At 75.3% G+C, this 25867-nt stretch carries 25 protein-coding genes and 1 tRNA gene; 11 read left to right on the top strand and 15 right to left on the bottom strand.

Going from position 1 to position 25867, the window contains the following annotated elements:
• Nucleotides 1–100 precede the first annotated feature (100 nt).
• Nucleotides 101–763, bottom strand: a complete 663-nt coding sequence (locus tag ACI8AR_RS22765; RefSeq protein ID WP_457053015.1) for a DUF4333 domain-containing protein — start codon at nt 761–763, stop codon at nt 101–103.
• 120 nt (nt 764–883) lie between these two features.
• Nucleotides 884–956 (bottom strand) — tRNA-Arg (locus ACI8AR_RS22760).
• Between the two features lie 180 nt (nt 957–1136).
• Here ACI8AR_RS22760 and ACI8AR_RS22755 point away from each other — a divergent pair.
• From ACI8AR_RS22755 to ACI8AR_RS22745, 3 genes are all read left to right on the top strand, one after another.
• On the top strand, nt 1137–1646 hold the full coding sequence (locus ACI8AR_RS22755; RefSeq protein WP_457053014.1) for a single-stranded DNA-binding protein: 510 nt from the start codon (nt 1137–1139) through the stop codon (nt 1644–1646).
• A 104-nt stretch (nt 1647–1750) separates the two neighbouring features.
• Entirely contained in the window at nt 1751–3421 is a 1671-nt protein-coding gene (gene ettA / locus ACI8AR_RS22750) for an energy-dependent translational throttle protein EttA (protein WP_456935108.1), read from the top strand.
• Nucleotides 3422–3597: 176 nt separating this feature from the next.
• Nucleotides 3598–4011 (top strand): acyl-CoA thioesterase, encoded by a 414-nt coding sequence (locus ACI8AR_RS22745; RefSeq protein ID WP_456935107.1) that lies wholly within the window; start codon nt 3598–3600, stop codon nt 4009–4011.
• 12 nt (nt 4012–4023) lie between these two features.
• On the opposite strand, the gene ACI8AR_RS22740 is transcribed toward ACI8AR_RS22745, so the two are convergent.
• Nucleotides 4024–4464 (bottom strand): YccF domain-containing protein, encoded by a 441-nt coding sequence (locus ACI8AR_RS22740; RefSeq protein WP_457053013.1) that lies wholly within the window; start codon nt 4462–4464, stop codon nt 4024–4026.
• Between ACI8AR_RS22740 and ACI8AR_RS22735 the strand changes: the two genes are divergently transcribed.
• Nucleotides 4448–5071, top strand: coding sequence for a methyltransferase domain-containing protein (locus ACI8AR_RS22735; RefSeq protein WP_457053012.1), 624 nt, complete (start codon nt 4448–4450; stop codon nt 5069–5071). The genes ACI8AR_RS22740 and ACI8AR_RS22735 overlap by 17 nt on opposite strands.
• A gap of 4 nt (nt 5072–5075) precedes the next feature.
• Here ACI8AR_RS22735 and ACI8AR_RS22730 read toward each other — a convergent pair whose 3' ends face one another.
• From ACI8AR_RS22730 to ACI8AR_RS22715, 4 genes are read right to left on the bottom strand one after another with little or no spacing between them, the layout of a single operon-like run.
• Nucleotides 5076–5603 carry an MOSC domain-containing protein gene (locus ACI8AR_RS22730; protein ID WP_457053011.1) on the bottom strand — a complete coding sequence of 176 codons (528 nt, stop codon included), beginning with the start codon at nt 5601–5603 and terminating at the stop codon, nt 5076–5078.
• On the bottom strand, nt 5600–6265 hold the full coding sequence (locus ACI8AR_RS22725) for an energy-coupling factor transporter transmembrane component T family protein (RefSeq protein WP_457053010.1): 666 nt from the start codon (nt 6263–6265) through the stop codon (nt 5600–5602). The genes ACI8AR_RS22730 and ACI8AR_RS22725 overlap by 4 nt, the downstream gene beginning before the upstream one ends.
• Nucleotides 6262–7002 carry an energy-coupling factor ABC transporter ATP-binding protein gene (locus ACI8AR_RS22720; RefSeq protein WP_457053009.1) on the bottom strand — a complete coding sequence of 247 codons (741 nt, stop codon included), beginning with the start codon at nt 7000–7002 and terminating at the stop codon, nt 6262–6264. Before ACI8AR_RS22720 ends, ACI8AR_RS22725 begins: the two co-directional genes overlap by 4 nt.
• The gene (locus ACI8AR_RS22715) at nt 6999–7562 is read right to left on the bottom strand and encodes a biotin transporter BioY (RefSeq protein ID WP_457053008.1); all 564 of its coding nucleotides are present in this window, start codon (nt 7560–7562) and stop codon (nt 6999–7001) included. Before ACI8AR_RS22715 ends, ACI8AR_RS22720 begins: the two co-directional genes overlap by 4 nt.
• Before the next feature lie 600 nt (nt 7563–8162).
• Between ACI8AR_RS22715 and ACI8AR_RS22710 the strand changes: the two genes are divergently transcribed.
• On the top strand, nt 8163–8531 hold the full coding sequence (locus tag ACI8AR_RS22710) for a hypothetical protein (protein WP_456926997.1): 369 nt from the start codon (nt 8163–8165) through the stop codon (nt 8529–8531).
• Between the two features lie 183 nt (nt 8532–8714).
• On the opposite strand, the gene ACI8AR_RS22705 is transcribed toward ACI8AR_RS22710, so the two are convergent.
• The 6 genes from ACI8AR_RS22705 to ACI8AR_RS22680 all read right to left on the bottom strand — a co-directional run bounded on the left by ACI8AR_RS22705 (nt 8715) and on the right by ACI8AR_RS22680 (nt 16944).
• Nucleotides 8715–10253, bottom strand: coding sequence for an ATP-binding cassette domain-containing protein (locus tag ACI8AR_RS22705; protein ID WP_457053007.1), 1539 nt, complete (start codon nt 10251–10253; stop codon nt 8715–8717).
• Between the two features lie 152 nt (nt 10254–10405).
• On the bottom strand, nt 10406–11998 hold the full coding sequence (locus tag ACI8AR_RS22700; protein WP_457053006.1) for a glycoside hydrolase family 13 protein: 1593 nt from the start codon (nt 11996–11998) through the stop codon (nt 10406–10408).
• 56 nt (nt 11999–12054) lie between these two features.
• Nucleotides 12055–12489: a globin gene (locus ACI8AR_RS22695; protein WP_456926994.1), complete on the bottom strand. Its 435-nt coding sequence runs from the start codon at nt 12487–12489 to the stop codon at nt 12055–12057.
• Nucleotides 12486–13796, bottom strand: a complete 1311-nt coding sequence (locus tag ACI8AR_RS22690; RefSeq protein ID WP_457053005.1) for an MFS transporter — start codon at nt 13794–13796, stop codon at nt 12486–12488. Before ACI8AR_RS22690 ends, ACI8AR_RS22695 begins: the two co-directional genes overlap by 4 nt.
• A complete protein-coding gene (locus ACI8AR_RS22685) occupies nt 13793–14803 on the bottom strand; it encodes a mechanosensitive ion channel family protein (RefSeq protein ID WP_457053004.1) in 1011 nt (336 codons plus the stop codon). Before ACI8AR_RS22685 ends, ACI8AR_RS22690 begins: the two co-directional genes overlap by 4 nt.
• 53 nt (nt 14804–14856) lie before the next feature.
• Complete coding sequence (locus ACI8AR_RS22680) at nt 14857–16944, bottom strand: prolyl oligopeptidase family serine peptidase (RefSeq protein WP_457053003.1); 2088 nt, start codon at nt 16942–16944, stop codon at nt 14857–14859.
• A gap of 228 nt (nt 16945–17172) precedes the next feature.
• Here ACI8AR_RS22680 and ACI8AR_RS22675 point away from each other — a divergent pair, with 228 nt between their 5' ends.
• Both ACI8AR_RS22675 and ACI8AR_RS22670 read left to right on the top strand, forming a co-directional pair.
• Complete coding sequence (locus ACI8AR_RS22675) at nt 17173–17700, top strand: HNH endonuclease (protein ID WP_456926990.1); 528 nt, start codon at nt 17173–17175, stop codon at nt 17698–17700.
• An 85-nt stretch (nt 17701–17785) separates the two neighbouring features.
• Nucleotides 17786–18664 (top strand): SCO6745 family protein, encoded by an 879-nt coding sequence (locus ACI8AR_RS22670; RefSeq protein ID WP_457053002.1) that lies wholly within the window; start codon nt 17786–17788, stop codon nt 18662–18664.
• A 36-nt stretch (nt 18665–18700) separates the two neighbouring features.
• On the opposite strand, the gene kynU is transcribed toward ACI8AR_RS22670, so the two are convergent.
• Complete coding sequence (gene kynU, locus ACI8AR_RS22665; protein ID WP_457053001.1) at nt 18701–19954, bottom strand: kynureninase; 1254 nt, start codon at nt 19952–19954, stop codon at nt 18701–18703.
• Nucleotides 19955–19992: 38 nt separating this feature from the next.
• Here kynU and ACI8AR_RS22660 point away from each other — a divergent pair, with 38 nt between their 5' ends.
• Genes ACI8AR_RS22660 through ACI8AR_RS22650 form a run of 3 tightly spaced genes read left to right on the top strand, consistent with a single transcriptional unit; the run spans nt 19993 to nt 22346 of the window.
• Nucleotides 19993–21432, top strand: coding sequence for an amidase (locus ACI8AR_RS22660; RefSeq protein WP_457053000.1), 1440 nt, complete (start codon nt 19993–19995; stop codon nt 21430–21432).
• Nucleotides 21433–21461: 29 nt separating this feature from the next.
• Nucleotides 21462–21845 (top strand): aa3-type cytochrome oxidase subunit CtaJ, encoded by a 384-nt coding sequence (gene ctaJ, locus ACI8AR_RS22655; RefSeq protein ID WP_456935091.1) that lies wholly within the window; start codon nt 21462–21464, stop codon nt 21843–21845.
• A 48-nt stretch (nt 21846–21893) separates the two neighbouring features.
• Nucleotides 21894–22346 carry a DUF5130 family protein gene (locus tag ACI8AR_RS22650; protein WP_456926983.1) on the top strand — a complete coding sequence of 151 codons (453 nt, stop codon included), beginning with the start codon at nt 21894–21896 and terminating at the stop codon, nt 22344–22346.
• Nucleotides 22347–22466: 120 nt separating this feature from the next.
• Here the strand turns inward: ACI8AR_RS22650 and pepN are convergent, their stop codons facing one another.
• Entirely contained in the window at nt 22467–25019 is a 2553-nt protein-coding gene (gene pepN, locus ACI8AR_RS22645; RefSeq protein ID WP_457052999.1) for an aminopeptidase N, read from the bottom strand.
• Between the two features lie 137 nt (nt 25020–25156).
• Here pepN and ACI8AR_RS22640 point away from each other — a divergent pair, with 137 nt between their 5' ends.
• Nucleotides 25157–25819, top strand: coding sequence for a mycothiol-dependent nitroreductase Rv2466c family protein (locus ACI8AR_RS22640; protein WP_457052998.1), 663 nt, complete (start codon nt 25157–25159; stop codon nt 25817–25819).
• Nucleotides 25820–25867 lie beyond the last annotated feature (48 nt).

Raw genomic sequence — 25867 nt, 5'->3', positions numbered from 1 at the left:
CCCCCCGCGGGGGGCCGCCCCCCCCCCCCCCCCCGCCCCCCCCCCCCCGCCGCGCGCCGGGGGCGGGGGGCCGCGCCCCGCGCCTCTCGCGTGCTGCGGGTCACTCGAAGCTGACGTCGCCCTCGGCGTCGAGCGTGGCGGTGACGACGGCGCTGTCGGACGGGTCGTCGGCCGCGGCCACCTGGCAGTCCAGCGTCAGGCCGTCCTCGGCGACGAGCACGGTGCGGTCGCCGGCGTCGCAGGTGGAGACGACCTCGAGGCCGGTGCTCGCGGCGAACTGCTCGGACAGCGCGGACTCGACGTCGGCCACGTGCACGTAGACCTGGTCGCTGTCGATGGTCACGTTGCCCTCGTCGTCGGTCTGCTCGACGGTGAAGGTGACCTCCTGGCCCTCCAGCTGCGCGGTGCAGGTGGTGACCGTGCCGGCGGCGAGCTCGACGTCCTCGGGGCAGCTGACGTCGGTGACGGTGACGCCGGCCTGCTCCTGCGCGACGGCGGCGATCTGCCGCTCGGCCTCGGCGGTGTCGAGCACCTTGCTGCCGAAGAGGAAGAAGGCGCCGACGCCGAGCCCGGCGACGACGAGCACCGCGAGGACGCTGCCGACGATCGCGCCGGTGCGCTTCCTCGGGGGCTGCTGGCCGTAGGGGGCACCCGGGGCGGAGCCGGGGCCGTCCCAGCCGTTGGGCGCGGGGAAGGGCGCCGGGGCGTAGGGGCCCTGCGGGCCGTACGGCTGGGCGTTGCGGGGGTCGTGGACCTGGGTCACGGGGCGCTCCTCGGTGCGGTCCCGGGGCCGTCCCCGGGTGCTCGGGAGCACCGTCCCGCCGCCCGCTTGCAGCGTCCTTCGGGGCGACTTGCGGCCCACGGCAAGTGCAGGTGACCGGCGCGCGCCCGGCAGGGATCGAACCTGCGACCAAGTGCTTAGAAGGCACCTGCTCTATCCGCTGAGCTACGGGCGCTCGGCCGCGATGATGACACCTCCGCGGCGGCGGGCGTGAGCCGGTGACGGTCCGGCCGGTCGCCGTCCACAGGCGCCGGGCGCTCCACAGGTCGCTCCCGGCGCCGCCACGGACACCTGAGCGGGGCGAGGGTCGGGCCCGGACCGGCACCGTGCCGGCTCCTGGGACCCGAGGAGCACCGTGAGCACCACCGAGATCACCGTCGTCGGCAACGTCGTCACGTCACCCAGCCGCGTGCGCACGCAGAGCGGCACCGTCACCAACTTCCGCGTCGCCTCCACCGAGCGGCGCTGGGACGGCACCGCGGGGAGCTTCGTCGACGGCGCGTCGTTCTTCGTCGACGTCGAGTGCTGGAACGAGCTGAGCGGCAACGTGTCGCACAGCGTCAGCAAGGGCGACCCGGTCATCGTCCGGGGCACGCTGCGCACCGACGAGTGGGAGAACGACACGGGCCGCCACAGCCGGCCGCGGGTCCGGGCCCGGACCGTGGGCTTCGACCTCAGCAAGGGCACCGCCGAGTTCCGCAAGACCCGGCGGACGACGGCCGCACCGCCGCCGGCCGAGCCGGTCGACGACGCCCCCGACGAGCGGGACTATCCGGAGCCCGAGCAGCCGTTGTACGAGCTGGACCCCGACTCGTCCGCGGCCGGTGCGGCGCTCGACGCCCTGCCGGAACCGGCTCTCCGCTAGCCGCCGCGAACTGGGAGGATCGGGGACGAGAACGCACGGGGGCCGGGCCGGAGCAACCACCGGCCCGCCCCTCCTCGCGCACCGACGGAAGGCTCGAACGCCCAGTGGCTCAGTACATCTACACCATGGCCCGTGCCCGCAAGGCGCACGGCGACAAGGTCATCCTCGACGACGTCACCCTGTCGTTCCTGCCCGGCGCGAAGATCGGCGTCGTCGGCCCCAACGGTGCGGGCAAGTCGACCGTCCTCAAGATCATGGCCGGGCTGGACCAGCCCTCCAACGGCGACGTGATGCTGGCCGCCGACGCGACCGTCGGCATCCTGCTGCAGGAGCCGCCGCTCAACGAGGAGCTCGACGTGCGCGGCAACGTCGAGGAGGCGGTCAAGCCGCTGCGCGACGCGCTGACCCGCTTCGAGGAGGTCAGCGCGGCGATGGGGGAGCCCGACGCCGACTTCGACGCGCTGCTGGCCGAGCAGGGCGAGCTCATGGAGGTCATCGAGCAGCACGACGGCTGGGAGCTCGACGCCCGCATCGAGCAGGCGATGGACGCGCTGCGCTGCCCGCCCGGCGACGCCGACGTCAGCGTCCTGTCCGGTGGTGAGCGCCGCCGCGTCGCGCTGTGCCGCCTGCTGCTCGAGGCGCCCGACCTGCTGCTGCTCGACGAGCCCACCAACCACCTCGACGCCGAGAGCGTGGCGTGGCTGGAGCAGCACCTCGAGAAGTACGCCGGCACCGTCGTCGCCGTCACCCACGACCGGTACTTCCTCGACAACGTCGCCCAGTGGATCCTCGAGCTCGACCGCGGCCGGGCCTACCCCTACGAGGGCAACTACTCCACCTACCTGGAGACCAAGGCCGCCCGCCTCAAGGTCGAGGGTGCCAAGGACGCCAAGCGGCAGAAGCGGCTGGCCGAGGAGCTGGAATGGGTGCGGTCGGGCGCGAAGGCCCGCCAGGCCAAGAGCAAGGCCCGCCTCCAGCGCTACGAGGAGATGGCGGCCGAGGCCGACAAGTTCCGCAAGCTGGACTTCGAGGAGATCCAGATCCCGCCGGGCCCGCGGCTGGGCAACGTGGTCGTCGAGAGCCACGACCTCACCAAGGGCTTCGGTGACCGCATCCTCATCGACGACCTGTCCTTCACGCTGCCGCGCAACGGCATCGTCGGCGTCGTCGGCCCCAACGGCGCCGGCAAGACCACGCTGTTCAAGATGCTGGTCGGCGAGGAGAAGCCCGACGACGGCGACATCAAGGTCGGCGAGACGGTGAAGATCTCCTACGTCGAGCAGACCCGCAGCGGCATCGACCCCAAGAAGACGCTGTGGGAGGTCGTCTCCGACGGCCTGGACCACATCAAGGTCGGCAACGTCGAGATGCCGTCGCGGGCCTACGTCGCGGCGTTCGGCTTCAAGGGCCCGGACCAGCAGAAGCCGGCCGGTGTGCTCTCCGGCGGTGAGCGCAACCGGCTGAACCTGGCGCTGACCCTCAAGCAGGGCGGCAACCTGCTGCTGCTCGACGAGCCGACCAACGACCTCGACGTCGAGACGCTGACCAGCCTGGAGTCGGCGCTGCTGGAGTTCCCCGGCTGCGCCGTGGTGGTCAGCCACGACCGGTGGTTCCTCGACCGCGTGGCCACCCACATCCTCGCCTACGAGGGCGAGTCCAAGTGGTTCTGGTTCGAGGGCAACTTCGCCGACTACGAGAAGAACAAGGTCGAGCGGCTCGGCCCCGAGGCCGCCCGCCCGCACCGCGCGACCTACCGCAAGCTCACGCGGGACTAGCGGCCCCCTCCGGAGGCTCGGCCCGAGCTCGCGAGGGCTGAGGGGGAGGGGGTCCTTACCGGCCGGCCGGAGCACGTACTCCGGCCGGCCGTCGTCGTCTGGGGGCGCGGTGTGTGCACACGGCGCGACGAGCCGCGGTCGACGGGCGCGGGAGGCGTGCGGCAGGGTGTCGGACCGTGCGGTTCACGGTGCAGGTCCCCATGCGCTGGTCGGACATGGACGCCTACGGCCACGTCAACAACGTCGTCTACCTGCAGTACTTCGAGATGGCGCGGGTCGCGCTGTTCTTCGAGCGGGCGTCGCTGGAGGAGCGCACCGGGCTGCGCCGCGGCACCGTCGTCGCCGCCCACGAGATCGCCTACAAGCGGCCGGTCGTCTACTCCGCCCGGCCCCTGGACGTGCAGATCTGGGTGTCCGACGTCCGCGCGGCCGCCTTCACCTGCCACTACGAGGTCTTCGACCACGAGCGGCTCGCCGTCACCGGCAGCACGCTGCTGGTGCCCTTCGACTTCTCCATCGACCGGCCGCGCCGGCTCACCCCGGACGAGAAGGACTTCCTCGCCCGCTGGGCCGACGAGCCGGAGGCCTGAGCCCCGGCGTCGTCAGCGGGCGGGAGCGCCCTGCACCACGCCGCTGCCGGCGTGCATCCAGTCGCGCGGGGGAGCGGTGTCCACCACTCGCTTGCCCAGCGGGAACAGTCCGACGGCGGCCAGCTTGAACGACGCGATCCCGAACGGGATCCCGATGATCGTCACGCAGAAGGCGATCCCGGCGACGACGTGCAGCAGCGCCAGCCACCACCCGGCGATCAGGAACCACAGCAGGTTCCCGATCGCCGAGGCGACGCCGGCGCCCGGTGCCCGCACCGTCGTCCGGCCGAACGGCCACACCACGAACCCAGCGAGCCGGAACGAGGCGATGCCGAACGGGATGGTCACCACCAGCAGACAGGCGACCACGCCGGCGAAGGCGTAGGCCAGCGCGAGCAGCCAGCCCTGCAGGACCAGCCAGACCAGGTTCAGCAGCGTGCGGAGGGTGTCCACACACAGACGACGGACCGCGGGCGCGCCGGGTTCCGCGCCGGCGGCACGTCCCGCGGGCGGACGGCGGGCGCCCGCCCGCGGCAGGGATCGCGACCGCCGGCGCGGTCGGCCGACCGGCCGGGGCCACCCGAGAGGAGCCGGTCCGGTCGACGGCTTCGACGTCGACGCGCCGTCGGTGGAGGCGGCCCGCCGCAACGCCGCCGAGGCCGGGGTCGCCGACCGGGTCCGGTCCGCCGTCGCCGACACCGCGACGGTGTCAGGCACCCACCACGTCGTCACCGCCTTCGAGTGCGTGCACGACCTGCCCGACCCGGTGGCGGTGCTCGCGGCCGTGCGGCGGCTGACCGGGGACGGCGGCGCGGTCCTGGGCGTGGACGAGCGCGTGGCCGAGGAGTTCACCGCCCCCGGTGACGAGGTCGAGCGGCTGGTGTACGGCCACAGCCTGGTGTGCTGCCTGCCCGACGCGCTCTCCACCCGGCCCTCGGCCGCGACCGGCACGGTCGTGCGGCCGGCCACGCTGCGCCGGTACGCGCGCGAGGCGGGTTTCGCCGACGTCCAGGTGCCCGACGTCCGGGACGAGGTCTTCCGCTTCTACCGGCTGGTCTGAACCCTCAGCCGGCCACGATCCGCGGCACCGGCCGGTCCGCGCCCGTCGGCGCCCCGCGGCGGGCGGCCTCCTCCTCCGGCACCGGCCGGACGACGGCGCCCTCGGCGATCTCCGCCCCCGCGAACACCGCCGCGTTGATCCCGCCGCGGTGCACCATCGCCTTGACCAGCCGGGCGCCGGTGAGCCGCTCGAGGTGCGCGCAGGGCGGGCAGCGCTTCATCCCGAACAGCAGCGCGTCGCCGACGGCGAACCAGCGGCCCACCAGCGCGGGCAGGTCGACCCCGGTGGTGACCAGGTTGCGGCGGGTGTCCCCGGGCGTCAGCGGCACGCCGGCCTCGGCGGCGACCGCCGCGACGTCGTCGGCGTCGACCAGCGTGAGCTGCTTCTCCAGGTCCGGGTAGCGGGCCCAGGTGCCGCCGCCGAGGGCGTAGCGGTCACCCTCCAGCCCGCGCCCGGCGACCAGCCGCGCGGCGGGGACCCGCCGCATGGGCGCGGCGGCGACCGGGGTCGTCCAGATCTCGAGGACGGTCATCGCGGGACCTCCGCAGCGGGGGAGCCCCGGCCGCGGCGCGGGGGCGGGACGTCGTCGGCGCCGCGGGCGTCGAGCGCCTCGCTCACGTCGTGGGCCATCTGCAGGACCTGCACGAGCAGCGGGGCGACCGTCGTCCGCAGCCCGCGCAGGCCGCGGGGGGAGCCGCCGCGCGCGGCCTGCGCCTCGCGGATGCGGTCGGCCCGCTCGACGAGCACCGGGAGGAACCGCAGCGCCATGGTGACCACCAGCCCGACCCGCGCCGGCCGCACGCCCACCAGCCGGAGCGGGGCGGCCAGCCGCTCGACCACCGCGACCATCGCGCTCACCCGCGTCGTCGCCGTCACCACGGCCGCGGCCAGCACCAGCGCGAGCAGGCGCAGCGCGACGTGCGCGCCGGTGCGCAGGTCGGTGGTCAGCGCGTGCACGACCAGCAGCGCCAGTACCCACCACACCACCGCCCGCGCCTGCCGGGCCAGCACCGCGACCGGCAGGCGGGCGACCAGCAGCCCGACGGCCAGCACGCCCGCCAGCGCCGCGCCGGCCGCGGCCGGCCCCGGCAGCCAGAACAGGGTGACGGCGAGGACGGCGAGGGCGAGCAGCTTGACCCCGGCCGGCAGCCGGTGGACGACGCTGGCCCGCGGGACGTACAGCGCGAGGGTCACCGGACGGCCATCAGCGCGCGGTAGGCGGCCACGGCCGGGCCGGGGGCGGCGTCCTCCACCACCCGGCCGCGGTCGACGACCAGCACCCGGTCGAACCCGTCGAGCAGGTCCAGCTGGTGGGTGACGACGACGACCTGCTGCTCCAGCCCGGCGACCAGCTCGGCCACCCGCCGGGCGTTGACCAGGTCCAGCAGCGTCGTCGGCTCGTCGAACACGATGCGGGCCGGGCGCATGACGAGCACGCCGGCGATGGCCAGCAGCTGCTTCTGCCCGCCCGACAGCAGGTGCGCGGGGTGGTCGGCGTGCCCGGCCAGGCCGTAGCGGGCCAGCACCTCGGCGACGCGGGCGGCCCGCTCGTCCGGCGGGACGCCCTGGTTCTCCAGCCCGTAGGCGACGTCCTCGGCGACCGTCGGGTGCACGATCTGCGCGTCGGGGTCCTGGAAGACGAACCCGACGCGGCGCCGCACCGCGCGCACCTGGGTGCGGGTGTCCAGCCCGTCGACCAGCACCCGCCCCTCGGTGGGCACGACCAGGCCGTTGAGCAGCCGGGCGAAGGTGCTCTTGCCCGAGCCGTTGGCGCCGATGACGCCGACCCGTGGCTCGGTCAGGGTGAGGTCGAGGTCCTCGAGCACCACCCGCTCGCCGTACCGGTGCCCGACGCCGCGCAGCTCGATGCCGCGCCCCGGCTCCGCGACGTCGTCCGCGGCGGGCGCCGGACCGGGACGGCGGAGCCTCACCGGGCGCCGGCCGCCCGGCGGGGACGGTCGATGACGGGGTAGCTGCGCCGGACGACGTCGGCGACGGCCGCGGCGACGAAGGCCTTGAACAGGTCGCCCGGGATGAAGACGGCGGCGCCGGTCCACAGCGCGGTGTCCCACGGCAGGCCGGCCACGGCCTTGAGCACCGGGACGCCGACGGCGTAGACGACCACGATGCCGCCGACGACGTTGGCCACCAGGCCCCAGCCGACGTTGTACCGGTCCCAGACCCGCTCGGTCAGCCAGCCGACGACGAACGCGGCGAGCGGCCAGCTGAACAGGTACCCGGCCGTGGCGCCGGCGAAGGGCGCCAGGCCGCCGGCGCCGCTGGCCAGCAGCGGCAGCCCGACCGCCACCAGGACCAGGAACAGCAGGACCGCGAGGAAGCCGCGGCGGGCGCCCAGGACGCTGCCGGCCAGCATGACGCCGAGGGTCTGCGCGGTGATCGGCACCGGCCCGACGTTGATCGCCGGCAGGGTCCCCAGCGCCGCGATGATCGCGGCGAAGAGGGCGATGTAGGCCAGGTCCCGGGTCTTCACAGCGTCTCCTCCACAGGCGGCGGGACGGGCCCGCGCGGTCCCCGCGGAAGGTACCCGAGGGGCGGGCGGGACCCGTCCGGTGGGCGTTCCGGGCCCGCGCCGATCCCGTCGCCGTCGGTGTCCGCGCGCTCACCTGCAGATACGTCCGCCGGTTTGCCCGGGCCGCCCGCGCCGTGTTTTCTGGGGTCGCTGAGGCCTTCGGCGGAGGCGAGGAACAGGCGGATCTGCATGGCAACCGGGTGGTGGGCGGCACTGTGGTCGCGGGGGCGTCACGAGCCGCGCAGTGCCACCCCGGGAGCCACCCGGGAGGCGCACCAGGACCCGTGGCCCGGGCGCGCCGGCGCCGCCCGGTCCGCCGCGGCAGCACCTCCGCCGCAGCCCCCGCCCCCCGCCGTCGAGGAGCCGGTCACCCGGCCCGCGCCCCGGCCCACGCCGCCCCCGGTCCCGCCGGGTGCGGCACACGACGCCCCGGCGGCCGAGCCGCCGCAGGACGCCGTGCCTCCCCAGACGCCCGGCCCGTCCGGTCGACCCGGGTCGCCTCCCGGCCCGGTGCGCAGCCCGTCGCTGCGTCCCCCTCACGAGACGACAGGAGCCCTTCCCATGGCCTCACTCGACAACGTCATCGCGGACCTGCTCGCGATCGAGGGCGCCAACGGCGCCGCGATCGTGGACATCGACAGCGGCATGGCCCTCGCGTCCGGCGGCACGCCCGGTTTCGACCTCAACGTGGCCGCCGCCGGCAACTCCAACGTCGTGCGCGCCAAGCTGCGCACGATCAACGACCTCGAGCTCAAGGACGAGGTCGAGGACATCCTCATCACGCTGCAGAGCCAGTACCACCTGATCAACGTGCTCAAGGGGCAGGGCAACGCCGGCCTGTTCATCTACCTCGTGCTCAACCGCGTGACCGCCAACCTGGCGCTGGCGCGACACAAGCTGCGCGCGGTCGCGGCGACCGTCAGCGTCTGAGCCGGCGGCGTCGGCACCCGACCCGGACGGGGGCCGGGGAGGGTGCCGACGCAGCAGCACGGAGATCCCGCCCTGCCGGCCTCCCTGCAGGGCCCGCCGCCGGCCCCGTCCAGAGGCTCGTCCCGAGCCTGCGAGGGATGAGGAGGACGGGGTCCTTCAACGGTGGGGGCAGGAGGTCCTTCGTCAGGCGGCCGCGGTCGCGGCTTCGACGATGCGGTCGCGCACCGCGTCGACGGCGAGCTCGCCGGTGTCGATCCACCGGGCGACCCGGCCGCCGGCGACGATGCCGACCCGGTCGCAGCACTCGGCCAGCTCGTCGGGGTCCACCGACACGACGACGACCGAGGTCCCGTGCGCGGTCGCCTCGTCCAGCAGCTGGCGGACCTGCCGCCGGGCCCGCACGTCCAGGCCGCGGGTGGGCTCATGGAGGACGACGACGTCGCGCGCGCACTCCGACATCCACCGGGCGAGCGCGAGCTTGTGCTGGTCGCCGCCGGACAGCGCGCCGAACACCGTGCGGATGCTCAGCGTCTTCACGTCCATCCGGTGCACGGTCCGGATGACCCCGCGCAGCTGGGCGATCTCCTTGCGCAGGTCCGACAGCGAGCCCCAGGCCTCCTGGGTCATCGTCCGGGCGATCGTCTCGCCGGGGTCCACGCCGTAGGCGTCCTCGTCCGGGCGGTACACCGGCAGCTCCAGCCCGGGGGCGTCCGCGGAGGGCCCGAGCGAGCGCTCCTCGCCGAACAGCTGCAGCTCGTCGGTGACCGCCGGCAGCTCCCCGGACAGCGCGTCGGCGATCTCGCGGACGCCGGAGGACCGGTGCCCGGTCAAGCCGATCACCTCACCGCGGCGCAGCAGCAGGTCGACGCCCTCGACCGCGCCGGGCACCCGCAGGTTGCGGACCCGCAGCACCACCTCGTCGGAGGGCACCAGCCGCGGCGACAGGCGCACGGGGGCCTCCTCGGCCGGCGCGGGCTCCGGCGCCGAGGCCACCCGGGGCTCCGGCGGCGTGACCGGCTCGCCGACGGTCTCCGCGGCCAGCCGGACGGGGTCCAGCCGGTCGGCCGGCGCGTCGAGGGCGATCCGCCCGTCGCGCAGGACGAGCACCCGGTCGACCACCTCGAGCATCTCGGGCAGCCGGTGGCTGATGTAGAGGACGCCGCGGCCCTGCCGGCTCAGCCGGCCCGCGACGGCGTGCAGCCGGCCCACCTCCGAGGGCAGCAGCGGCGCGGACACCTCGTCGAGCACCACCAGCCGGGTGTCCTCGGCGAGCACGCGGGCGATCTCGACCAGGCCGTGCACGAAGTGCGGCAGGTCCCCGACGGGGGTGTCGGGGTCGACGTCGAGGGCGACCTCGGCGAGCAGCACCTGCGCCTGCCGGCGCAGCTCCCGCGGCGGCAGCCCGGCCTGGGTCGTGCCGCGGAAGACCGCCTGGGCGACGGTGAGCGCCGGGTCGATGTGCACCAGCTGCTGGACGACACCGACGCCGAGGTGGCGGGCGTCGTCGGCGGACAGCGGCGCGTAGGGGTGGCCCTGCAGCGTCATGGAGCCGGCGTCGGCGGGGGTGATGCCGGCGATGACGTCGCCGAGGGTCGACTTGCCCGCGCCGTTGGTGCCGACGAGTCCGACGATCTCGCCCTCGGCGAGGGCGAAGGAGACGTCCCGCAGGACACGACGGGCGCCGAAGGACTTCGTCAGGCCCTGGACCTGCAACAACGTCATGGGCGGGCGCGCCTCCCCCGTCGAAGGGCCGCCGACACGGGGTCGGTCGACCGCGGCGTCAGCGTCCCCCCGTGACGCTCTGTTCCGGGCCCGATGCTACCCGCGTGCGGGGACGGCGCCTCCCGAGACGGGGGGCGCCGTCCCCGCCCTGCTCAGGCGTGCAGCCAGACGGCGGAGTCGGTCGGCAGGGCGCCGCCCGCGACGTCGGTGCTGGCCAGCAGCACCCGGCCCTCGGGCAGCGGCACGGCCTCGGCGGAGAGGTTCAGCAGGCACACCAGGCCGCCGGGACGGCGGAACGCGAGGCACCCCTCGGGCGCGGGCAGCCACTCCAGCGACTCGCCGGCGAAGGCCGGTGACGAGGCCCGCAGCGCCAGCGCGGCCCGGTACAGCGACAGCACCGACAACGGGTCCGCGGCCTGCGCCCCGGCGGTCAGCGGCCCCCAGCCCTCGGGCATCGGCAGCCAGGTCTCCCGCTGTGCGGAGAAGCCGTAGGAGGGCTCGGTGCCCGACCACGGCACCGGGACGCGGCAGGCGTCGCGGCCGCGCTCGGTGTGCCCGGACCGCTCCCAGATCGGGTCCTGCAGCACCTCGTCGGGCAGGTCGACGTCGGGCATGCCGAGCTCGTCGCCGTTGTAGACGTAGGCCGCGCCGGGCAGCGCGAGCTGCAGCAGCGCCGCGGCCCGCGCCCGCCGGGTGCCGGTCTCGCCGTCGCCGTAGCGGGTCACGTGCCGGGGCCGGTCGTGGTTGGACAGCACCCAGCAGGCCGGCGCCGGGGTCCCGTCGACGGTGGCGAGCGAGTGGACGACGGCGTCGCGCAGGTCCTCGGGCGTCCAGTCGGCGGTGAGCAGCTTGAAGTTGAACGCCAGCTGCAGCTCGTCGGCGCGCAGGTAGTCGGCCAGCCGGTCGTCGTCGGAGACCCACACCTCGCCGACGGCCATGGTGCCGGGGTAGCCGTCGAGGACGGCGCGGATGCGGCGGTGCACCTCGTGCACCCCGTCGTTGTCGAACCGGTGGTCGCCCGGGCCGTGGTCGTCGAGCAGCCCGGTGTCCTCCATGGGCTCCATGTCGGGCAGGCCGTCGGGCTTGGCCATGCCGTGGGCGACGTCGATGCGGAAGCCGTCGACGCCGCGGTCGAGCCAGAACCGCATGGTCTCCTCGAGGTCGGCGAGCACCTCGGGGTTGGTGAAGTCCAGGTCGGGCTGCTCGGGCGCGAAGATGTGCAGGTACCACTGGCCGTCGGGCACCCGCGACCACGCCGGCCCGCCGAAGACCGACGGCCAGTTGTTCGGCGGCTCGGCGCCGTCGGGTCCGCGGCCGTCGCGGAACAGGTAGCGCGCCCGCTCGGGCGAGCCGGGGCCGGCGGCCAGCGCCGCCTGGAACCACTCGTGCTGGTGCGAGCTGTGGTTGGGCACCAGGTCGACGGTCACCCGGATGCCGGCCGCGTGCGCCTCGGCCAGCAGCGCGTCGAACTCGGCGAGGTCGCCGAACACCGGCTCGACGTCGCGCGGGTCGGCGACGTCGTAGCCGTGGTCGGCCATCGGCGAGGGGTAGAAGGGCGTGATCCACAGCGCGTCGACGCCGAGGTCGACCAGGTGCGGCAGCCGGGCGCGGATGCCGGCGAGGTCGCCGACGCCGTCGCCGCTGCCGTCGGCGAAGCTGCGGATGTAGACCTGGTAGAAGACCGCGTCGCGCCACCAGTCGGCGTCGGTGCGGCGGAACGGGCGGGCAGGGGTGAGGGAACTCACCGGGCTCCTAGGTGACGTGGGAGAACGGCCCCCTCGCGGGGGCGGGCGGTCCTCGTTCAGGCGGGGGAGAGGTCGCCGGGCGCGTCGTCGGGCCAGCGGTTCTGCATGCTGCGGGCGGCCATCTGCAGGTAGCCCCACAGGGTGGCGTCCTGCTCCTCGGTGAGGTCGAGGGTGTCGACGGCGTCCCGCATGTGCCGCAGCCACGCGTCGCGCTCGGCGGGGCCGATCGCGAACGGGGCGTGCCGCATCCGCAGGCGCGGGTGCCCGCGCTCCTGCGAGTAGGTGGTGGGGCCGCCCCAGTACTGCTCGAGGAAGCGCCGCAGGCGGGTCTCGGCGCCCTCCCAGTCGTCCTGGGGGTACAGCGGCGCGAGCACCGGGTCGGCCTTGACGCCGGCGTAGAAGCGGGCGACGAGCCGCCGGAAGGTCGGCTCTCCGCCGACCTCGTCGTAGAAGGTCCGCGCCGACGGCAGGGACCGGCTCGCCTCGCTCATGGCACCGATGGTCCCGCAGCCGGGCGGTCCTCCGCCACGAGGGCCCGGGTGCGGCCGTAGGCGAGCAGCGGCGGCACGACCGCGACCAGCCCGATCCCGCCGGCCAGCGCGACGACGGCGCTCGGCGGCAGCCCCTCGGCGGCGAGCCCGGCGGCCAGCGCACCGACGCCCTGGATGCCGTAGAGCCCGCTGACCGCGACACCGAAGGCCCGGCCGCGGTAGGCCGGCGGCACCGCCTGCACGAAGGCGACGTTGAGCGGGATGGTCCAGGCGGCGCCGAGCCCGGCGACGAACATCAGCGCGACGACGACGGCGAACGCGCCCCGGCCGGGGCCCGCGGTCGCGGCGACCAGGCCGGCCAGCAGCACCGGCGCCAGCGACAGGCCCACCAGCACCGGCATCAGCCGGTCGCTGCGCGCCGTCCCGAGGAAGCGGGCGACCACCAGGCCGCCGACGGTGACCCCGAGCGGGTTGGCCGCCAGCAGCACGCCCACCTGGACCGCGCCCTCACCGAGCTCGTCGGTCAGCGGGGCGGCGATGCCCTCGGCGGCGTTGGCGAACAGCGTGCCGACCCACAGCAGCGCGATGATCGCCACCAGCCGCGGGCTGCCCCCGATCAGCCGCAGCCCCTCGGCGGCGTCCCGCCACACCGACGACGGCGCCGCGAGCTCCTCCGCCGGCGCCGGCCGCCGGTGCAGCCCGAGGGTCAGCCACACCGCGGACACGGCGAAGGTGGCGGCGTTGACCAGCAGCACCACCGAGGGGCTGAGCACGGTGACCAGGCCGCCGGCGGCCAGGAACCCGACCACCTGCGCCACCTGCAGGCTGACGTTGGTCAGCGAGGTGGCGACGGCGTAGCGCTCACCCTCCAGGACGTCCGCCATCAGCGCCGAGCGCGCCGACTCGAACGGCGGCGCGCACAGCGCGACGAGGAACAGCAGCGCCAGCAGCACCGGCAGCGGCGTCCCGGGGATCGCCATGCCGGCGACCAGGACCGCGCGGACGACGTCGCTGGCGATCAGCACCCGGTGCCGCGGGAACCGGTCGGCGATGGTCGCCAGCACCGGCCCGCCGAGCGCCCACGGCAGGAAGCCCAGGGCGAAGGTGAACGCCGACAGCAGCGGCGAGTCGGTGCGCTGGTAGACGAGGACGGTCAGCGCGACCCGCGCGAGCTCGTCGCCGATGGTCGACAGCGTGTAGGTGCCGAACAGCGGCCGGAACTCGCGGACGGCGAAGACCTCACTGAACGTGGCCCGCTGGGTGGCCTCTCCCTCGGAGGTGGCCCGCCGACCGTCCCCGGTGCTCATCGGGCGCCGGCGGCCGCGGCGCCGGCGGACGCGCCGATCAGCGGGGGCGGGGTCTTGATGCCCTCGGCGACGAACCGCTCCTTGAGCCGCATGCGCAGCTCGCGGCCGACCCGCCACTGGTCGGCGTTGGTGGAGCGCACCTGCACCCGCATGAACACGCCCTCCGAGAGGATCTGCTCGACGCCGAGGGACTCGGGCTCGGCCAGCAGCACCGCGGCCCACTCGTCCTCGGCGTACATCGCGTCGGCGACCTCCTGCATCACGGTGCGGCACCGCTCGAGGTCGGTGTCGTGCGCGACGGGCATGTCGATGACCACCTGCGCGTAGCCCTGGCTCTTGTTGCCCACCCGCAGGATCTCGCCGTTGCGGGCGTACCAGACGACGCCGTTGACGTCGCGCAGCCGGGTGATCCGCAGGCCCACCGCCTCGACCGTCCCGCTGGCCTCGCCGAGGTCGACGACGTCGCCGACGCCGTACTGGTCCTCGAGGATGATCCCGATCCCGGCGATGAAGTCCTTGATCAGGTTCTGCGCGCCGAAGCCGAGCGCGACGCCGACGACGCCCGCGCTGGCCACGATCGGCGCCAGGTTGATGCCGAGCTCGCCGAGCACGAGGACGACGGCGATGCCCATGACCACGAACGAGGCGAAGCTGCGCAGCACCGACCCGATCGCCTCGGCGCGCTGGGTGCGCCGGGCGGCCACCTGCTCGAGCGGGTCGCCGCCGCCGGTGGCCGCGCGGTTGCGCAGCGGCCGCAGGATCGTCGGCATCGACCCGGTGGCGGTGCGGTCGGTCAGCCGCCGGATCGCCCGGTGCAGCAGCAGCCGGACGACCGCGGCGAGGACCACGACCAGCAGGATCTTCGCCGGCTTCTCGATCAGCGCCTCGGCGTTGTTCGCGAGCCAGTCGATGCCGAACAGCTCGTAGACCTTGGCGCACAGCGTCGTCGGGTCGGAGACGCAGTCGGGCATGGTGCCGGCGAGCCCGCTGTCAGCAGCGGCGGTCACTACGGAGGGTGGAGCAGTCATCACTCTCCATGGTGTCAGGTCGGAGCGCCGGATCAGGAGTGATCCGCGCGCCACCCGGACAGGCCGGTCGCGGCGGCGAGGAAGGCCAGCTGGTCCGCGGCCAGGCCGACGGTGCGGCTGACCGCCCGGGCGCCGTGGCCGACCGACGTCTCCCGCCGCAGCAGCACCGGCGCGTCGGCGCTCGTGGCGGCCTGCAGCGCGGCGGCGAGCTTGCGGGCGTGCAGCGGGTCGACGCGGGTGTCGGACTCGAAGGTCGTGAACAGCGTCGCCGGGTAGGCGGCGCCCTCCCGGACGGCGTGGTACGGCGAGTAGCCGAGCAGCCAGCCCAGCTCCTCCGGGTCCTCCGCGGTGCCGTACTCGTCGTTCCAGGTGCGGCCCAGGCCGAAGCGCTCGTACCGGACCATGTCCAGCAGCGGCGCGCTGCAGACCACGCCCGCGGCCAGGTCCGGCCGCTGGGTCAGGGTGGCGCCCACGAGCAGGCCGCCGTTCGAGCCGCCCATCACCGCGAGCTGCCGGTGCGTCGTCCAGCCCTGCGCGACCAGGTGCTCGCCGGCCGCGGCGAAGTCGTCGAAGACGTTCTGCTTGCGCTCGCGCATGCCGGCGCGGTGCCACTCCTCGCCGTGCTCGGAGCCGCCGCGCAGGTTGGCCACCGCCCAGACCCCGCCGGCGGCGACCCAGGCCAGCGCCTGCGCCGAGTAGGACGGGGTGAGCGCGACGTTGAACCCGCCGTAGCCGTAGAGCACGGTCGGCCGCGGGGTGTCCGGCGTCCCGGTGGCCGAGAGCACGAACAGGTGCACCGGGGTGCCGTCCGCCGAGGTCGCGTGCGTCTCGACGACCGTCACCGCCGGCACCTCGCCGGCCACGGGGGCGCGCTCGTCCTCGACGAGCGCCGTCGGCGCGGCGGCGTCCCAGCGCAGCACCGACGGCGGCGTCGCGTGGTCGGTGTACCCGACCCAGGCCGTCGTCCCGCCCTCCGGCGGGGCGCTGACGCCGGAGACGCTGCCGGCGCCCAGGCCGGTCACCTCCGCCAGCCGGCCGGAGCCGTCGCCGGCCCAGACCGAGAGCCGGTCGGTGGCGTCGACCGAGTGGACGGCGAGCACCTGCAGCGAGCCGTCGGCGCCGTCGACGAGCGCGACGTCGGACAGCACGCCGTCCTCGGCCTGCGGGACGACGTCGGCCCACGCCTCCACCGCCCAGGTGGCCGGGTCCTCCGGGTCGGCGACGGCGAGCCGCCAGCGCGGGGTGCCGCGGTCGCTGAGCAGCCACAGCCGGCCGTCGCGGGCCACCCAGGCGGCGGTCTGCGCGTCGACGCCGACCTGGAGCTCCCGCAGGGCGCCCTCGCCGGCCAGGTCGGCCAGCCAGACGTCGTCGCGCGGGGCGGTGCCGGCCGACGCGGAGACGACCAGCCAGCGGCCGTCGCGGCTGGTGCGCACGCCGTAGTAGTTGGTGGGGTCGAGACCCTCGCCGTGGACCAGGACGTCACCGTCGGGGTCGGCGCCGACCCGGTGGCGCCACACGCGGCGGTGGAACTGCTCCTCGCCGGCGGGTACCTGGCCGGGGGCGAGCCGGCGGACGTAGAAGAGCTCCTCGCCGCCGGGCAGCCAGGCGACGGGGGAGTAGCGGCACCGGTCGACCGGCCCGTCCAGCTGCTCGCCGGTGGCGACGTCGAGGACGTACAGCCGCGACTCCTCGTCGCCGCCGGTGGACAGCTGGTACGCCAGCCGGTCGCCCTCCCACGACGGCGCCCAGGCGTCGAGCGTCGTCGTCCCGGACGGGTCGACCGCCATCGGGTCGACCAGCACGCGGACGCTGCCGTCGGCCTCGCGCACCCGCAGGACGGCGTGCTCCTGGCCGGGGTCGCGGCGGGTGGAGAAGGCGCGGCCGCCGCGGTGCACCGGGACGCCGACGGCGCCGGCGTGCACCAGCCGCTCGAGCCGGGCGGCGAGGTCGGCCCGCAGGGGGAGGGCGCCGAGGACGTCGGCGGTGAGGCCGTCCTGGGCGGCGGTCCACGCCTGCGTCCGCGGGTCGTCGGGGTCCTCGAGCCAGCGGTAGGGGTCGGCCACGCGGTGACCGTTCAGGTCCTCGACCAGGTCGAGTCTCTCGGCGTCGGGGTAGCGCACCTGCACCACCGTAACGGCGGGGCCGACAGGAGCCCGGCACCTGCCGGGACCGGTTCCCCCGCGCGCCGGAGGCCCAGGTCAGGGCAGGATGGGCACAGCCCTGTGCGGCCGCCCCGGTACGGCGGTCCGGGGCGTCGGAGGTGATCCGTGTCGCGTTCCGCGTCCGGGTCGTCGCCGACGGGCCACCCAGGTCCGCGGCGCGACCCCGTTCCCGTCCCCCGGCTGCCCGTGCCCTCGTCCGGCACGACGTCGGCCACGCTGCTGCTCAACGCCACCTACGAACCCCTGTGCGTGGTCTCCAGCCGCCGCGCGATCGTCCTGGTCCTGGCCGAGAAGGCGGTCCCGGTGGACGACTCCGCGGAGGTGGTCCACGCCGAGCGGGTGGCCCTCGCCGTCCCGGTGGTCGTGCGGCTCACCCGCTTCGTGCGGGTGCCCTACCCCGCGCAGGTGCCCCTGTCCCGGCGGGCGGTGTTCACCCGCGACGGGCAGACCTGCGTCTACTGCGGCGGGTCGGCCACCAGCATCGACCACGTCGTCCCGCGCAGCCGCGGCGGCACGCACACGTGGGACAACGTGGTGGCCGCCTGCCGGAAGTGCAACCACACCAAGGCCGACCGGTCGCTGGCCGAGATGGGCTGGCAGCTGCCGCACCCGCCGCGGACCCCGAGCGGCGCGGCCTGGCGGCTGCTGGGCGCGCGCGCCGTGGACCCCCGCTGGCGGGAGTGGCTGGGGATGCCGGAGAGCGTGAGCGCGTGATCGAAGGACCCTCCTGCCCCCCACCACTCGCAGGCTCGCGGCGGGCCCCTGCAGGAGGGCCGGAGAGCCATCGGACGGAGGACCGATGACCTCCGCGGGCACGGCCCGGCGGCTGTGGGCGCTGGGCGAGCCGTACCACGCGGTCACCTACTTCGCCGACGAGGCGCGGTCCGCGGCGGAGGAGGCCGGCCTGTCCGGGTTCTGGGCCGCCTACTTCGCGCTGCGCGCCGCGCCGCTCGGCCCGGTGGGTCCGGCGGTGGTGACGGCGGTCTTCTACAACTTCGCGCCGTCGTTCGTCGCCCGCCGGGTGCCCGGCGTCTGGTCGGCGGTGTCGCCGCAGCAGGCGCTGCGGGTCCGGCTGTCCGCCGTCGACGCCGTCGTGCGCCGGGTGCTGGGGGAGTGGGCGTCCTCGGCCGACGCCGCGGAGGCCGCGGAGCTCGCGCGCATCGCCGCCGAGGCGGTCGACCTGCCGGGCCGGCCGCTGGCGGCGGCGAACGCGGCGGTGGCCGAGCCGGACGAGCCGCACCTGGCGCTGTGGCAGGTGCTCACCACCCTGCGGGAGTACCGCGGCGACGGGCACAACGCGGCGCTGCTCGACCGCGAGGTGTCCGGTGTCGGCGCGCACGTGCTGGTGGCCGCGGCCGGCCGGGTCGACCGCGCGTGGCTGCAGAAGGCCCGCGGCTGGGACGACGACGCGTGGGCGGCCGCCGCCGAGGAGCTCGCCCGGCGCGGGTGGCTCGAGGGCAGCGGGCCCGACGACGTGGAGCTGTCTGCGGAGGGCCTGGCGATGGTCACCGCGATCGAGGCCGACACCGACCGTCTCGCGCTCGGCCCGTGGCGGCTGCTCGGCGACACGCGCTGCGACCGGCTCGCCGAGCTCCTCGTGCCGCTGCGCCGCGCCGTCGTCACCGCCGGGCTCTTCCCCGACCGCAACCCGATCGGCGTCCCACCCGACGTCGAGTGAGCACTGCGGCGGAAATGGCCATTTCTGCCGCCCCGCTCAGGTGACGCGGGCGCGCTCCTCGGGGTAGGCGGCCCAGGCGCCGTCCTCGAGCAGGGCGCGGAACCGGTCGACGGCGTCCCAGACGTCGACGAACCGCGTGTACAGCGGCGCCACGCCCAGGCGCACGCGGTCGGGCGTGCGGAAGTCCGGCACCACCCCGCGGTCGACCAGCGCCCGGGTCAGCTGCCAGGCGTGCGGGTGGGCGAGCGTGACGTGCGACCCGCGCCGCGCCGGGTCGCGCGGGCTGGCCAGCGCCACGCCGTGCGGCGCCAGGTGCGCGTCGGCGAGGTCGACCAGCAGCCCGGTCAGCGCCCGCCCCTTCGCCGCCAGCCGGTCGATGCCGGCCTCGGCCACCAGCCGCGCGCCCACCTCGACCGCCGCGGCGGCGAGCACCGGCGGCGTCCCGGTGGCGAACCGCCCGACGTCGGGCACCGGGTCGTAGGCCGGTCCCATCGCGAACTGGTCGCGCTGACCGAACCAGCCCCAGATCGGCTGGCGCAGCGACTGCTGCAGCTCCCGCCGCACGAAGAGGAACGCCGGCGCGCCGGGCCCGCCGTTCAGGTACTTGTACGTGCACCCGACGGCGAGGTCGACGCCGCTCGCGGTCAGGTCCAGCTCCACCGCGCCCGCCGCGTGCGAGAGGTCCCAGACGACCAGGGCCCCGGCGTCGCGGGCCGCCCCCGTCACCGCCGCGACGTCGGCCAGCGCGCCCGAGCGGTAGGCGACCGCGGACAGCACCACGACGGCGACCCGCCCGTCCAGCGCGGCCGCGAGCACCGCCGGGGCCAGGCCCTCGTCCACGTCGGCGGGCACCTCGCGCACCGTCATCCCGCGCGCGGCGGCGACCCCGGCGACGACGTACCGGTCGGTGGGGAAGTCGTCGGCGCAGCAGACCAGCACGTCCCGGCCCGGGCGGGCGTCGGCCGCGGCGACGAGCAGCTTGTAGAGGTCGACGGTGGTCGAGTCGCTGAGCAGCACCTCGCCGGGCCGGGCGCCGAGGACGCCGGTGCCGATCACGTCGCCGACCCGCGTGCCGACGTCGATCCAGGCCGCCCACGAGCCGACCAGCCCGCGGCCCCACTCCTGCTCGGCCACCCGCGCCAGCGCCGCCGGGGTGTCCACGGGCATCCGGCCCAGCGAGTTGCCGTCCAGGTAGAGCAGGCCGTCGTCGACGCCCGCGAAACGGGCGCGGAACCCGGCCAGCGGGTCGGCGTCGTCGAGGGCCTCGGCGTGCGCGCGGGAGAGGGGCACGGCGACGTGTCTACCGGGCGGGGCTAGCGTCGCCGCCCGTGACCGGTACGCAGGTGCACGAGCTCACCGCGCTGGAGCAGGCGGCCGCCGTCCGGGACCGGACGCTCGGCCCCGTCGAGCTGGTGGAGGCCGCCCTCGCCCGCATCGAGGCCCTCGACGCCGGCCTGGGCGCCTTCGTCACCGTCACGCCCGAGCAGGCGCTGGCGGCGGCGGCCGAGGCCGAGGCCCGGGTGCTGCGCGGCGGCGCCCTGCCGCCCCTGCTCGGCGTGCCGACGGCGATCAAGGACCTCAACAACACCGCCGGCGTGCGCACCACCTTCGGCTCCGCGGTGTTCGCCGACTTCGTGCCCGAGGTCGACGACGCCGTCGTCACCAAGCTCGCCGCCGCCGGGACGATCAGCCTGGGCAAGACCAACACCCCGGAGTTCGGCTACCCCTGTTACACCGACAACGACGTCGCCGGCCCGGCGCGGTGCCCGTGGGACCCCACCCGGCTGGCCGGCGGGTCCAGCGGCGGCGCGGCGGTGGCCGTGGCCGCCGGGATGGTGCCCTTCGCCCAGGGCAGCGACGGCGGCGGCTCGATCCGCATCCCGGCCAGCATCAACGGGCTGTTCGGCATCAAGCCGACCCGCGGCCGGATCAGCAACGGGCCGCTGGGCAGCGACGTCACCGGGCTGGGCACCAACGGGCCGCTGGCCCGCACCGTCCGCGACGCCGCGGCGATGCTCGACGCGATGGCCGGCCCGGTCACCGGTGACTTCGCCTGGGCGCCGCCGCTGCCGCCGGGGGAGACGTTCCTCGCGGCCGCGGACCGGCCGCCGGGGAGGCTGCGGATCGGCCGGGCGCTGGAGTCGGCGATGCCCGGCGCGGTGCTGCAGCCCGAGGTGGCCGCGGCCCTCGACGACGCCACCGCGCTGCTCACCGACCTCGGGCACGAGGTGGTCGACGTCCCGCCCGGCCTGCTCGCCCCGGAGGTGCTCGGCGCCTTCGAGCGGGTGTGGTCGCTGTCGGGGACCACGCTGCCGGTGCCGCCGGGCCGGGTGGGGGAGCTGCGGCCGCTCACCCGGGAGCTGCGCGCCCGCGGGCTGGCCCTGTCGGCGCAGGCGGCGATGGAGGCGCTCAACGCGCTGCGGCTGTTCGCCCGCCGCTACGTCGAGGCCACCGACGGGTTCGACGTCCTCGTCGCCCCGGTGACGACGATGACGCCGCGCCCGCTGGGCTGGTTCGACGCCGACGGCGACGGCGCCGAGGACTTCGAGCGCAACAAGCGGTACGCCGCGTTCACCGCGCTCTACAACGTCACCGGCCAGCCCGCCGTCAGCGTGCCGCTGCACTGGACCGCCGACGGCCTGCCGGTCGGGACGATGCTCGTGGGGCGGCCCGCGGACGAGGCCACGCTGATCGCCCTCGCCGCCCAGCTGGAGCAGGCCCGGCCGTGGGCGCACCGCCACCCGCCGGGCTGGGACACGCGCGCATAGGTGATCACCGTGGGCGGTAGATTCCGGGCGTGACCGTCGTCGAGACCCTGCTCGTCTTCCTCGTGGCTCCGCTGGCGGTATTCGTCCTCCTGTGGGCGCTGACCTACCTGCCGGGCGGGCGCAAGCGCCAGGGCGTCCGGTACAAGCCGGGTCAGCCCTGGGAGCACGAGCCGGTCTGGTACGAGCCGCAGCCCAAGGACGCCCCGACGCACGCCGCCGGCCACGGCGACACGCAGGCCGTCGGGTCCTCGCTCTACGGCGAGCCCGCGGCGCTCGAGGGGGGCCACAGCGGGCACGGGACCACCACCGGCTCGCACGTGATCGCCGGCTCGCACGGCGCGACCGCCGTCTCCGCCGGTGCCCCGGCCCCGTCCGCCGGCGGCCCGCTCGGCGGCGCCCGCGGCACCTGGTGACCGCCCCGTGATCCCCATCCACCTCGCGACCGCCTCAGGAGGCCGGCGATGACCCGCGTCTTGGACGCCGACGCCCACGACACCGGGACGGTCGACACCGCGCCCAACCGGGCCGACGAGGGCTACGACACGATCTTCAGCTACCGCGAGCTGGCGCGGCTCGACGAGGCGCTGACCATGTCCTCGCGCGAGACCGGCCTGCGGTTCACGCTCTGGATCGGCGACCTCGGGCCCCGGACCCGCATCCGTGCCGAGGAGCTGCACGCCCGCGGCGGCGACCCGGCCGAGTCGGTGCTGCTGGCCGTCTCGCCCGGGCAGCGGGTCATCGAGGTCGTCACCGGCGCCTCGGCCGCCCGCCGGCTGCCCGACCGGGCCTGCGCGCTCGCGGTGCTGTCGATGACGAACTCCTTCGCCTCCGGCGACCTCGTCGGCGGGATCGTCAACGGCCTGCGGCAGCTGTCCGACCAGGCCGGCCACCCGCGGAGCGCCCGCACGCACTGACGAAGGACCCCCTGCCCCCACCACTCGCAGGCCCCCGGCGGGGCCCTGCAGGGGGCCGGCACAACGGCTGAAGGAGAGGCCCAGGACCCGGCGGGTCCTGGGCCTCTCGCGTCCAGCGGGTCAGGCGCTCTCGGCGGCGTCCCGCGCCCGGTTGCGCAGCGCGCGGGCGATGCCGTCGCGGCCCTCGGAGACCAGCCGGCGCAACGGCGCCGGGTGCCCCTCCTGGCCGAGCCACCGGTCGGCGGCCTGCAGCGTCCGCTCCTCCACCACCGGCGGGAACAGGTACTGCACGGCGTTCTTCGCGATCTCGCCGGGACGGCGCTCCCACATCGGCCCGATCTCCGCGAAGTACCGGTCCACGTACTCCGCGGTCAGCTCCCGCTGCGCCGGGTGCCAGAAGCCACCGACCAGCGCCTCGTGGACGGCGTTGGGCACCGACGTGTCGTGGAACGCCTGCTGCCACGCGTCCGCCTTGGCCTCCGCGGTCGGGCGCAGCGCCCGCGCGGTCGCCGCGCGCCGCACCCCGGTGGCGGTGGCGTCCCGCTCGGCCTCGGCGTCGATCTCGGTGTCGCCGGCCGCGCCGATGGCGACCAGGCCGTTGAGGAAGGCCCAGCGGGCGTCGGCGTCGACGGCCAGCCCCTCGACGGTGCGGGAGCCGTCGAGCAGCCCGCGCAGCACCGCGGCGTGCTCCTCGGTGCGGGCGGCGGCGGCCAGGGTGCGCGACCACTGCAGCTGCTCGTCGCTGCCCGGCTCGGCCGACTCCAGCGCCTGCAGCGCCTTGTCCGCCAGCGCCGCCCAGCCGGTCTCGGCCCACGCCGGGTCGGCGTAGGAGGTGAGCGCCGACTGCACCCGCGCCAGCAGCGACTGCACCACGCTGATCTCGGTCTCGGCGTCGATGCCGGCCAGCACCAGCTGCACCCACTCGCGGGCGGGCAGCTCGGCGTCGCGGGTCATGTCCCAGGCGGCGGCCCAGCACAGCGCGCGGGCGAGGGAGTCGGGGACCGTGCCGATCGCCTCGCGCAGCGTGGCCAGCGAGCGGTCGTCCAGGCGGAGCTTGGCGTAGGTCAGGTCGTCGTCGTTGACCAGCACCAGGTCGGCCACCGGGTGCCCGGCCAGCTCGGCGACCTCGGTGCGCTCGCCGTCGACGTCCAGCTCCACCCGGGTGGTGCGGGTCAGCCCGTCCGGCCCGCGGTCGTAGAGGCCCACGGCCAGCCGGTGCCGGCGCAGCACGGGGTGCTCGGGGACGGCGGTCTGCTCGATGGCGAACGAGGCGTAGCGGCCGTCGTCGGTGAGCTCGTACACCGGGCGCAGGGTGTTGACCTGGCTGGTCTCCAGCCACTGCGCCGACCACTCGGTGAGGTCGCGGCCGGTCGCCTCCGACAGCGGGTCGAGCAGGTCGGCCAGCGTGGTGTTGCCGTACTCGTGGGTGCGGAAGTAGCGGCGGATCCCGGCGAGGAACTCCTCGCGGCCGACGTAGGCCACCAGCTGCTTGAGCACCGAGGCGCCCTTGGCGTAGGTGATCCCGTCGAAGTTCACCTCGACGGCCGCCACGTCGACCATGTCCGCGGCGATCGGGTGGGTCGAGGGCAGCTGGTCCTGCGCGTAGGCCCAGGCCTTCTCGGCGTTGGCGAACGTCGTCCACGCGGTCGTGTACTCGGTGGCCTCGGCCTGGCACAGCGTGGAGATGTAGGTGGCGAAGGACTCGTTGAGCCACAGGTCGTCCCACCAGCGCATGGTCACGAGGTCGCCGAACCACATGTGCGCCAGCTCGTGCAGCACCGTCTCGGCACGCCGCTCGTAGCGCGCCCGGCTGGTCCGCGACCGGAAGACGTAGTCCTCCAGCACGGTGACCGCGCCGGCGTTCTCCATGGCGCCGGCGTTGAACTCCGGCACGAACACCTGGTCGTACTTGTCGAACGGGTACGGGTAGTCGAAGACCCGGTGGTAGAACTCGAAGCCCTGCTTGGTGACCCGGAACAGCTCCTCGGGGTCCAGGTGCTTCGCCAGCGACGCCCGGCAGAACAGCCCCAGCGGGATGTCCTCGTAGCAGTCGGTGACCCGCGCGTAGGGCCCGGCGATCAGCGCGACCAGGTAGGTCGACAGCCGCTTGGTCGGCTCGAAGTGCACCAGCTGCGAGCCCGCGGGCCCGGCCTCGATGGTGCGGCCGCCGGTGTTGGACACGACCTGCCAGTCGAACGGCGCGACGACGTGCACCTCGTAGGTGCCCTTGAGGTCGGGCTGGTCGAAGCAGGCGAACACGCGCTTGGCCTCGGCCGGCTCGAAGTGCGTGTAGAGGTAGACCTGCCCGTCCTCGGGGTCCTCGAAGCGGTGCAGGCCCTCGCCGCTGTTGGAGTACCGGCAGTCGGCGTCGACGACCAGGGTGTTGTCGGCGGCGAGGTCGGGCAGCGGCAGGCCCCCCTCCTCGGTGTAGGTGGAGACGTCGAGCTCGACCCCGTTGAGCGTGGCGGACCGGACGGTCTCGGCGACCAGGTCGACGAACGAGGCGGCGCCGGGCTCGCGGCAGGTGAACCGCACCGTCATCGTCGAGCGGAAGGTCCCGCTGCCCGGTCGCCCCTCACCGTCGGTGAGGTCGAAGCGGAGGTCGTAGCTGTCGACGTCGAGCAGGCGGGCGCGCGCGGCGGCGTCGTCGCGGGTCAGGTTGGGTACGGCCACGCCCGGCAGCCTCCCACGGACGGCCGACACGCCCGCACGGCACCGGGAACAACCGGCCGGACCGGGCACTTGGCAGCGGGCAGTGGCCGGAGGTGCGCCCCCGGCCCCGAGGACGACGGACCAGAGGAGAGCGATCGATGACCGAGGCAGTGCAGAGCGCCCCGACCAGGGCCCGGGTGGACTTCTGGTTCGACCCGCTGTGTCCCTGGGCCTGGCTGACCAGCCGCTGGGTCCTGGAGGCGGCGAAGGTGCGCGACATCGACCTGCACTGGCACGTCATGTCGCTGGCGGTGCTCAACCGCGGGCGTGACCTGCCGGAGGAGTACCAGCGGATGATGGAGCAGGCGTGGGGCCCGGTGCGGGTCGCGATCGCCGCGGCCGAGAAGCACGGCGACGAGGTCCTCGGGGACCTCTACACGGCGATGGGCACGCTGCGGCACCACGAGGGCAGGGAGCTCGACGACCTGATCGCCCCGGCGCTCGAGCACGTCGGCCTGCCGGCCGAGCTGGCCGAGGCGGCGACCTCCACCGAGTACGACGAGGCGCTGGAGAAGAGCCACCACGCGGGCATGGACCCGGTCGGCGACGACGTCGGCACCCCGGTCATGCACATCGACGGCGTCGCGTTCTTCGGCCCCGTCATCAGCAGGGTGCCCACCGGTGAGGACGCCGGCCGGGCCTTCGACGGCGCCGTCCTGCTGGCCAACCTGCCCGACTTCTGGGAGCTCAAGCGGACGCGCACCGCCGGCCCGGACATGGACTCGGTGCCGGCCGACGCCCTGGAGCTGAAGAACGGCTGAGCCCGCCGGCGCACTTCCGCGGACCTGCACGGTGCAGGTCCGCGGAAG

Source organism: Geodermatophilus sp. SYSU D01036, from assembly GCF_054050435.1.
The sequence above is the reverse complement of the archived record's forward strand: the minus strand, read 5'-3'. Positions and strand labels throughout refer to the sequence as shown.

Bases quoted from the DNA above. Each gene is read 5' to 3' on its own strand.
- ACI8AR_RS22670 (WP_457053002.1), top strand. From the start codon at position 17,786: ATGACCTCCGCGGGCACGGCCCGGCGGCTGTGGGCGCTGGGCGAGCCG.
- ACI8AR_RS22695 (WP_456926994.1), bottom strand. From the start codon at position 12,489: ATGAGCGAGGCGAGCCGGTCCCTGCCGTCGGCGCGGACCTTCTACGAC.
- ACI8AR_RS22710 (WP_456926997.1), top strand. From the start codon at position 8,163: ATGGCCTCACTCGACAACGTCATCGCGGACCTGCTCGCGATCGAGGGC.
- ACI8AR_RS22705 (WP_457053007.1), bottom strand. From the start codon at position 10,253: ATGACGTTGTTGCAGGTCCAGGGCCTGACGAAGTCCTTCGGCGCCCGT.
- ACI8AR_RS22640 (WP_457052998.1), top strand. From the start codon at position 25,157: ATGACCGAGGCAGTGCAGAGCGCCCCGACCAGGGCCCGGGTGGACTTC.
- ACI8AR_RS22690 (WP_457053005.1), bottom strand. From the start codon at position 13,796: ATGAGCACCGGGGACGGTCGGCGGGCCACCTCCGAGGGAGAGGCCACC.
- ACI8AR_RS22730 (WP_457053011.1), bottom strand. From the start codon at position 5,603: ATGACCGTCCTCGAGATCTGGACGACCCCGGTCGCCGCCGCGCCCATG.
- ACI8AR_RS22650 (WP_456926983.1), top strand. From the start codon at position 21,894: ATGACCCGCGTCTTGGACGCCGACGCCCACGACACCGGGACGGTCGAC.